Genomic DNA, 8172 nt, shown 5'->3' on the forward strand with positions numbered 1-8172 from the left:
ATTTTGCTTTCAAACGGATTGCCGACCAACTGCCCAAGGAGTATCGCCCGTGGCTGTAGTGCTCTGCCACAGGTCATTCTGTAGGTTAAACCAAGATGGATACGCGTGTCGTGCCGTCCCGAAAAGTTCCTGCTAAACGCCAAGGAGATGGTTCGACTGCGCTCACCATGACACGCTTCGTTGGGGGATGATGCCAGGGTAACCATCAAAATGAGGGTTGACACAGCACTACTGTAGTGTCAACCCTCATTTTGATGGTTGCTTTGCAATCAGCCCCCACGAAGCCTGTCATGGTGAGCGCAGTCGAACCATCTCCTTGGCGTTTAGCAGGAACTTTTCGGGACGGCACGGCACACGTATCTATCTTGGTTTAACCTACAGAATGACCTGTGACAGAGCACTACCGCCCCTCACGATATGTGTAGTCTGCACCTGCGTATGTTCTTGCCCTCTCAACTCGATGGAATCTGGGGGCGGCTTGTTCGTATGCTTAGTGTATCTCTTGCGGCATTGCGCTGCCGCTTCTTCTTTTCGCTTGCGTTCCTTGCTCTATGACGGATTCCTCAACGACTTCGTCTGCATCCCCCGAGCCCAGCGGTTCGGCAACGAACGCGGCATCAGCAGACGTCGCGTCCCCATCAGATGCTCCTGATGCTGTATCTGACAACGCGTCTGATGGTGCATCGGGCAACATGCCCGAGCGGGCCACGGCTGCCGGACTCGGCACGTTTACGGGGGTGTACCGCCCGACTGTGATGACCATTCTGGGCCTCATGATGTATGTGCGCGAGGGCTGGGTCGTGGGGCAGGCGGGCCTTCTGGGCACGCTGCTGATCATCGTCGGGATGTTCATCATCACGGGCACCTCGGCGCTTTCGCTCTCGTCGATCACCACGAACATCCACATTGGCGCCGGAGGCGTCTTCTCCATCATCTCGAAGTCGCTGGGTCTGGAAACGGGCGGAAGCATTGGCATCCCCCTGTACCTGGGGCAGGCGCTTTCGGGCGCGCTCTACATCTATGGGTTCACCGAGGGCTGGCTCTACCTTTTTCCCGAGCACTCGCCGTGGCTGGTGGCCTACAGCCTGTTTGTGATCACGTTTGGGATTGCTGTCGCCTCCTCGAAAATCGCCTTCAAGGTGCAGGGCGTGGTGATGATTATCATCCTGGTGTCGATGGGCTCCATTGCGCTGGGGGTTACGCAGTTCGGCGGCAACGCGACGCTGCACACCCCGCAGCTCTGGGGCTCGTTCGAGGATGTGTCGTTCTGGGTGCTCTTTGCGATCTTCTTTCCGGGTGCTACGGGCATCAAGGTGGGCGCAAGCATGTCGGGGGCGCTCGCCTCGCCTCGCAAGAGCATTCCACGGGGCACCCTGGCGGCCGTGGGTACGGCCTTTCTTGTGTACGTGGGCATGGCCGTGTGGTACAGCGTGGTGGCCGATCCGGCTACGCTGCGCGCCGAGCGGCTGATTGTGCTCGACCGCGCTGCCGTGGGCGAACTGGTGTTGGCCGGGCTTCTCGCATCCACCTTTACCGCCACCATTAGCACCATGGTGGCCGCCCCCCGCGTGCTGCAGGCGCTGGCCGAGCAGAAGATTACGCCCAAACACCGCTGGCTGGGGGCGCTTACCGACAGCGGCGAGCCCCGTAACGCCACCATTGCCACTGGCGCGCTGGTGGCTGGCGCCCTGCTCCTGGGCGGACTCGACAATGTGGCGATTCTCATCACGATGTTCTTCCTCGTGATCTACGTGATGATCAACGCGGTGGTGGCCATTGAGCAAAGCCTGGGACTGCTGTCGTTTCGGCCTACGTTTCAGATTCCGCGTGCTGTGCCCATCGTGGGCGTGGCGGCCTCTACGCTGGCGCTCTTTGTGGTGAACGCGGTCTTCGCTCTCGTGGCACTGCTGATTATCGTGGCGCTGTATGTCTACCTGGTGCGCCGCCAACTGACCACGCCGTGGCAGACGGTGCGTAGTGGCATCTTCGTGTCGCTGGCCAACTGGGCCTCGAAGCACGTAGCCCGCACGCTCGACGAGCCCAACGAACGCGCCTGGAAGCCCGACCTGCTTGTGCCCGTCACTTCGCGGCCTGAACTCGACGGGGCGTTTCGCTTCCTGCGCACCCTGGCCGAACCGAAGGGCTCGCTCCGCATCATTGGGGTGCAGTGCACGGAGCAGACCGCGCCCTCCTCGAATGGACTGAACCGCCTGGAAGAGGTCACGCGCACCTTCCGCAACGAAGAGCTGCTGGCCACCTCGTCGCTCATCAAGGCGCCGACCTTTTTGGAGGGCGTGGAGATGAGCGCGTCGGTGCTGCGGGGCACCGCCTTTCGCCCCAACATCTTGTTCGGGCTGGCCCACCGCCACGATGCCGATGCCATTCAGGGCTTCATTGACATTGCCGAAAGGCACGACCTGGGCACGGCGCTGCTCTACGAGCATCCCGAGGCCGCCCTTAGCCAGGAGCGCCGCGTGAACGTGTGGGTCACCGACCAGAGCCCCGAGTGGTCGCTCGGCATGCGCATGCCGAACCTGGACCTGCCCTTGCTGCTGGCCCTGCAGATCCGCCACGACTGGAACTGCACGCTCCGCCTGGTGACCATCTGCTCCGACACCAACGAGATGCCGAACGCCCGCCACTTCCACGAGCGCCTCATTGAAGATGCCCGCCTGCCTGCCGACACCGAGTCGTTTGTGATGCAGGGCGATTTCTTTGATAAGGTGGAAAAGGCGCCTGAAGTGGATCTCAACATCTTCGGCATCGCCCGGGAAGCCGACCCCGAAGCGATGCGGCGTCTGGTGGAGATCACCGGCACGTCGTGCCTGTTCGTGCGCGACTCGGGCCGCGAAAGCGCACTGGCGTAGCAGCGAGGGACATCCGACACCGTCTGCGCTGGCACTTGCCGCATGCGTCGGTTACGTTGTGAGTCCCGCCCTACTGCTTATTCGCGTCTCCGCCCATGCCTCTTGTACATTCTGACTGGCTGGCACCGGTCCGCAGCGTGTGGTGCATGGTGGGCCTGGCCGCGCTACTGCTTGTCCTCGGTGCCTGCACGCCGGTCTGGGCGCACCCTGCCGATGCATCTTCGGATTCAGCGAGGACGGTCTCTGCACCGGTGCGCTACACCGCGGAGCGCTTCACTGTGTCGGACGGGCTGCCGCAGAACTCGGTGCAGGCGATCGCCCAAACGCCGGACCGCTACCTCTGGATCGGCACGCGCGATGGTCTGGCGCGCTTCGACGGGGCGTCGTTTACCACGTTCACGCCCAGCACCACCCCCGCGCTGCCCAGCTCGCATATTACTGCGCTGGCATCGGGCCCGGATGGCACACTCTGGATTGGCACGGCCGCAGGTCTGGCCCGCTACCGCAACGGCACCTTCGAATCGCTCGCCGACCAGCATTCCGCCTGGGCCACCTACATCCGAGAACTAACCGTAGCCGACGACGGCACGGTCTGGACAACCCCCGAACACATGCTCCTTCGGCACCGCGCCGATACCACCACTGCGCTCCGCCCGCGCGACTGGCCGGGCCTGCGGCCTCGACTGATCAAAAATTTGCATGTTGACACGCAGGACCGCCTCTGGCTCCTCTACGATGACATGCTGCAAACCCAACGGGCGGATTCGATGCACACGCTCAGGCGCGGCAGAGCGCTTCCCGATGATAATCTCGTTGCCATTGGCGACGGTCCAGACGGCGCAGTGCAAGTGGGTACAGAATCCGGACAGCGCGTGCTGGTTTACGCGGACTCGGTTGTAACGCGCCCCCATTTGCTGCCCGAAGAGGCATCTGCCGATGCCTATGCATTTAGTCGCGAACCTGACGCCTTCACCTGGGTGGGCCGCTCCGACGTTCTAACTGCGTATCGGAATGCGGATTCGGTCTTCACGTATGCTCCCGATCCGGCCCACACGTATCCGCCCAACGTGTTTTATCGCGACCAGGCGGGTACCATGTGGGTGGGCACCGAGGGCGGAGGCCTGCTGCGGCTTAACCAGCCTCTTTTCACCGTATACGACGTGACGGATGGGCTATCGTACAATGTCGCCCTCTCGCTCACTGAAGGTCCTGACGACGACATGTGGATTGGCACCAACTGCCGCGGCCTCAACCAATGGGCAGATGGGCAGATGACGTCCTATGTGGATGATAACGTGCCGCCCGATGCCTGTCTGTACGCTGCCACAACGCGCCACGACAGTACCGTGTGGGTGGGACATAACGATGTGGTGCGTATCAATCCCGATACGGGCGCCAGCACCCGCATCCCCCTGCCGTACGATGCCTCGGGCCAGCCGAAGCGGGGCGATGTGGTGAAGGCGCTCTACGAAGACCCGTCCGACCCCGAGGTGCTGTGGGTGGGTACCATCTACGGACTCTACAAGCTGCGCGGTACCGAGGTGCAGGCCCGCTACACCACCGCCGACGGGCTACCGGCCAACCGCGTGCAGTATATCCACCGGTCGGAGCGCACCGGTGCGCTATGGCTCTCTACGCGGCAAGGTCTGGCGCGCCTACACGACAACGAGATCACGGCCCTCACTCCCGAAACGGGATTTCCGTCGCGCAGCCCGCGTGCAATCTACGAGGATCCGCAGGGCGCGCTCTGGATTGGCACGTACGGCGACGGCCTCGTTCACTACGCCGACGACACGTTCACGGCCCTCACCGAATCCGACGGGCTGTTCGACAACGTCGTGTCGGCGCTGGTGCCCGACGGCAACGGGGCGCTCTGGATGAGCGGCAACCGGGGCATTGCCCGCGCTCGGCTCGACGACCTGTACGCCGTGGTGCAGAACCGCCGCACGCGCCTCCCTACGGTGGACTATGGCCAGGCGGCCGGGCTGCTGAATCCCGAAACCAACGGCGGTTTTCAGCCCGCTGCGGCCACCGATGCGCAAGGGCGCTTGTGGTTTCCGACGCTTGGCGGCGTAGCGGTGGTAGATCCCAACGAAGCCGTTGCCGCTGCCCAGCCGCCCCCGGTGGATGTGCAGGGCGTGTCGTACCAACGCGAGCCGCTCTCGCTCTCGGGACCCGAGAATGAACTCCCGCTGGGCCAGCGCAGCTTCGATATCCAATACACCGGCATCAACCTGAGCCGAGCCGACGCCGTGCGGTTTCAGTACCAGCTCCAGGGCGTCGATGCGTCGTGGCAGCCTGCTGGGGGGCGCCGCACCGCGTTCTACACCAACGTGCCGCCGGGGACGCATACCTTTCGGGTGCGCGCCGCTAACGAAGATGGCGAGTGGAGCGCGCCCGCCACACTCACATTAACCGTGCCGCCGCACTTCTACGAGACCACATGGTTTATGGGGCTCGTGGGGCTTGTCGTGGTGATGGGTCTCGTGGGTGCCTATCAGATGCGTACGTACCGGCTGCGCAACCGCAAGGCCGAGCTCCAGCGCCAGGTGCGGGCCCAGACCGCGGCTCTGCGCGCCGAGAAGCAGCGTACTGCCGAGGCGCTCGACACGGTGGCCGAGCAAAAAGAAGCCATCAGCGCCCTGAATGCGGCCAAAAGCCGCCTCTTTGCCAACGTAAGCCACGAGTTTCGGACGCCGCTCACCGTGGCGCTGGGCCTGCTCGAAGACTGGATCGACGCCGACGATGCCGATCTTGCAGATTCGCTGCGGGCCGACCTGGAGCAGGTGCTTCTGCAAAACCGACGCGTGCTGCGCCTGGTGAACCAGCTCCTCGACATCGCCCGGCTGGAGTCGCAGTCGCTGACCCTGCGTGTGCAGCCGGTGGCCCTTGCGCCGTTCCTACAGCGCGTGGCCGCCGCCTTTGAGCCGCTGGCGGCGCAGCAGGGCATCACATTCAACCGCCGCCTGCCGGGCGACATCGGCTCCGTTCCGGCGGATCCTGAACACCTGGAGACGGTCGTTGTGAACCTGCTCTCGAATGCGTTCAAGTTTACGCCCGCCGAGGGCACCATCACGCTCACCGCAACGGTACACGACGAGCGCGATGAAACTGCCTGCATTCAGGTAGCGGATACCGGGCCGGGCATCCCGCCCGAGGACCATGACGCCATCTTTGAGCGGTTCGTGCAGACCCATCGCTCGGACGCTGGAGGCACAGGCATCGGGCTGGCCCTGGTCAAGGCGCTTACCGAGCAGCACGGCGGCACGGTGTCGGTCGAGAGCGCCGAGGACGACGGCACCACCTTCACCATTGCGTGGCCGCGCCACGTGGGCGCGCTCCCCGACGAAGCGGTTGTGGTAGATGAGACAGCTGATGGAACAGGCGATGGCCTTCCGCGCCCGAATGCCGCTGCCCTGCCTCAGATTACGTCCCCTGCGGAGGCTGCGACCGATGCTGATGCGAAGGACGATGCCTCGCATCCCACCGTACTCATTGTTGATGACAACGCCGACATCCGCGCGTATGTGCGGCGGCACCTGGCGGCTCGCTACCACATCATTGAAGCCGACGATGGCCAGGCCGGGCTGGAGCAGGCGCGCCGACATACGCCCGACTGCATCGTATCGGACGTGATGATGCCGAGGGTAGACGGCGTGGCGATGCTGCGGGCCCTGCGCGACGACCCGGCCACCGACTTCATTCCGGTGGTGCTGCTCACCGCCCGCGCCGAGCTCGACGACAAGATTGGCGGCCTCGACGCCGGCGCCGATGACTACCTGACCAAGCCGTTTCGTCCACGCGAGCTGCGCGCCCGCATTCGCACCCTGCTGGCTCAGCGCATGCGGCTGCGCGAGCGGTTTCAGGCGGATCCGCCCGCCGCGCCGGCCTCGCCCAACGACACCCCGCCGGTGGTGCAGGAGGTGCAGGCGGTCATCCACGAGCACCTGGCCGACCCGGAGCTGAGCGTGAAAGACCTTGTGGATGCCCTGCCCATGAGCCGGTCTACGCTCTACCGTCGCCTACGCAAGGCCACTGAGCACTCGCCCAGCGACCTGATCTGGCAGGTGCGGCTGACGGAAGCCCATCGGCTCTTGGCGCAGGGCGAGGGCAACGTGAGCGAGGTGGCGTACGGGGTCGGATTCAAAACGGTGTCGCACTTCAGCAGTCGCTTCCAGGACCACTTCGGCGTGCCGCCGTCCACGATCCGGCCCTCCGTGTCGCAGGACGCGTAGCAGGGTGGTCTTCCTACTGCATCGGCCCATCGCACCGGCGTGTTGGCGCGTTATCTGACACGCTCAGGCAACAGATTGACACACTCACATAACGCATCGGAGGCTCGGGGGCGGTATGCTGTGGGTGTCGCGTTCTGCCCAACAGCCCGCCGCCAGGTCGGTGCACTGCCTATGCCTGATGATACCCCTTCCTCTGATTCGCCGTCGGACGCGTCGGATCCGAGTCGTCCTAACGACAAAAACGACGACAGCGATGCCTTGGACGAATCAGAGTCGTCCGCCCCAGCGCCGCGCATGCTCTCGCGACGTACGCGCCTGGAGCTAAGCATCTTACAGGCCACGCTGCGCACCTCGAATGAGCCAACCGATTCAGGTCCAGAGACGCCGGATTCGGGCGATGCGGATGCCTCGGAGGATGCAGCGCCCGACGCATCCCCCTGAATACGGAGGCCGCTCCAAAACCCCCGCGTAGCGCCTACAAACGGCCCTTTGACGCCGGTGTATCACCCGTCTGACACATGTTTGACACGCTCACGCAACAGATTGACACGCTCAGATAACGCAATGAGCAGGCCCGTTGGGTAGGATAGAACCACATGCGTCCCGCTCGCTGGGACGATTTGACTCAACATGTGATCTACCCCCCAATTTGCCATGCATACCGATCTGCTCTCCTGCACCCTGTTTCGTTTCTTTCGGCTGCCCGTTCGTCTGCCGTGCCCCGCTCTGACGCGCGCCTGCGTGCTCATGGGAGCCGTGCTCTGTGCGCTTCTTCTCTGCGCACCCGCCGCCCAGGCGCAGTCCGGCGACATCATCTACGTGGATGCCGACGTAGGCGGCGGCCCCGGCGACAGCTGGAGCACTGCCTTCTCCGACCTGAACAATGCGCTGGAAGAGGCCTCCGGCAGCGACGTGATCGTCATCGCCGCGGGCACCTACACACCCGGCACCGACCGCAGCGACAGCTTCACCATCACCGGCGACCAGGACGGGCTGAAGGTCTACGGCGGCTGGGACGGCACCGAGTCGTTTGCGGACATTTCTGACGTGGAAAGCCAGCTCGACGGTCG

3 protein-coding genes and 1 pseudogene are annotated in these 8172 nt (G+C 64.0%); all 4 read left to right on the plus strand.

What is annotated here, in order from left to right; genetic code table 11:
* Positions 1-551 precede the first annotated feature (551 nt).
* Complete coding sequence (locus R6U20_RS08720) at positions 552-2867, plus strand: amino acid permease (protein WP_410337470.1); 2316 nt, start codon at positions 552-554, stop codon at positions 2865-2867.
* 95 nt (positions 2868-2962) lie between these two features.
* Complete coding sequence (locus R6U20_RS08725) at positions 2963-7102, plus strand: ATP-binding protein (protein WP_410337471.1); 4140 nt, start codon at positions 2963-2965, stop codon at positions 7100-7102.
* A 171-nt stretch (positions 7103-7273) separates the two neighbouring features.
* A complete protein-coding gene (locus R6U20_RS08730; protein WP_410337472.1) occupies positions 7274-7543 on the plus strand; it encodes a hypothetical protein in 270 nt (89 codons plus the stop codon).
* 213 nt (positions 7544-7756) lie between these two features.
* Positions 7757-8172: pseudogene (locus R6U20_RS08735) on the plus strand (hypothetical protein); the annotation flags it as partial.

Source organism: Longimonas sp., assembly GCF_046498435.1.
Classification (GTDB): domain Bacteria; phylum Bacteroidota; class Rhodothermia; order Rhodothermales; family Salinibacteraceae; genus Longimonas.